A 1,251-nucleotide genomic window follows, 5' to 3' on the forward strand; every position below is an offset into this window, starting at 1 on the left:
TTGTAACCCTCCCAGAAAATCGGACTGTATAAAAGGCGAAAATTCGTAACTTTAAAACAGGAAGATGAAAAAGTCAGTAATCAGTGAAAGCCAGATCGTGGCAGCAATCAAGGAACAGGAGTCCGGTAAGAAGGTGGCAGATATCTGCCGTGATTTGGATATACACCAAGCCACATTCTATAACTGGAAGAAAAAGTATTCTGGAATGGATAATCAGGAACTCCGCCGTTTGAAGGAGTTAGAGGAAGAAAACCGCAGGCTTAAGCATATGTATGCTGAACTGGCCCTGGATAATAAGATTCTGAAAGACGTTCTTTCAAAAAAGTTTTAAAGCCCTGCCAGCGTAAGAACATGGTTGCCTATGTGGTGGAACATCATCAGATTAGCATTAGCAGGGCTTGTCGTGTAGCTTCGCTACCTAAATCCATGTATTATTATAAATCTAGGAAGGATGATTCGGAAACGATTACAAAACTTCAGGAATTAGCTGGGATTTATCCAACCGAAGGCCAAGATTTATATTATGGAAGAATTCGGACGCAGGGATATCAATGGAATTATAAGCGAGTAAGACGCGTCTATTTACTTCTGGGACTGAATCGTAGAAGGAAAGGACGTAAACGTTTACCGGAGCGTGTGAAAAATCCACTGCAGCGACCCTCAGCTCCATTGGAGATGTGGTCCATCGACTTTATGAGTGATGTACTGACTAATGGTAGAAAATTCAGGACGTTGAATATGATAGATGATTATAACCGGGAAGCCATTGCTATTGAAGTTGCCTATTCAATGCCTGCAATGCGGGTAACAGGACTATTAGACCGGATAATTCGAGAGCAAGGAAAGCCAAAAAGCATCCGGACTGACAACGGTCCCGAATTTATAAGTAAGGAATTTACTACATGGTGTAAAGGGAATGATATTGAAATCCGATATACTCAACCAGGTAGGCCAATGCAAAATGGGTACATAGAACGTTTTAACAGAAGCTTCAGAGAAAGCATTCTCGATGCATATTTATTTGAGGATATAATGCAGGTACAAATACTAGCAGAAGAATGGCTAAAAGATTATAATTCTAAGAGACCACATGAAGCCTTGGATGGTAAAACGCCTTTGCAATATAGAGCACAATGGAGCCTCAGCATGGAGTCAGCCCCTACGGAGCTGACTCCATGCTGAGAGATGAAAAATAATATATAAATTTGAATTCTCGCCTCCTAAACCGGTTCGAAAAAAGGGAGGGTTACA

2 protein-coding genes are annotated in these 1,251 nt (G+C 41.2%); both read left to right on the forward strand.

All coding sequences use genetic code 11. From position 1 onward, the window contains the following. Positions 1 to 64 precede the first annotated feature (64 nt). A complete protein-coding gene (locus HDE68_RS26445; RefSeq protein WP_221300987.1) occupies positions 65 to 331 on the forward strand; it encodes a transposase in 267 nt (88 codons plus the stop codon). A gap of 20 nt (positions 332 to 351) precedes the next feature. Continuing rightward, positions 352 to 1,182, forward strand: coding sequence for an IS3 family transposase (locus tag HDE68_RS26325; RefSeq protein WP_221300988.1), 831 nt, complete (start codon positions 352 to 354; stop codon positions 1,180 to 1,182). Positions 1,183 to 1,251: the final 69 nt, after the last annotated feature.

The organism is Pedobacter cryoconitis, assembly GCF_014200605.1.
In the GTDB taxonomy this organism is placed as follows: Bacteria; Bacteroidota; Bacteroidia; order Sphingobacteriales; family Sphingobacteriaceae; genus Pedobacter; species Pedobacter cryoconitis_B.

Excerpts from the sequence above, each read along its gene's own strand:
- HDE68_RS26445 (WP_221300987.1), top strand. The coding sequence starts at position 65 with ATGAAAAAGTCAGTAATCAGTGAAAGCCAGATCGTGGCAGCAATCAAG.
- HDE68_RS26325 (WP_221300988.1), top strand. The coding sequence starts at position 352 with ATGGTTGCCTATGTGGTGGAACATCATCAGATTAGCATTAGCAGGGCT.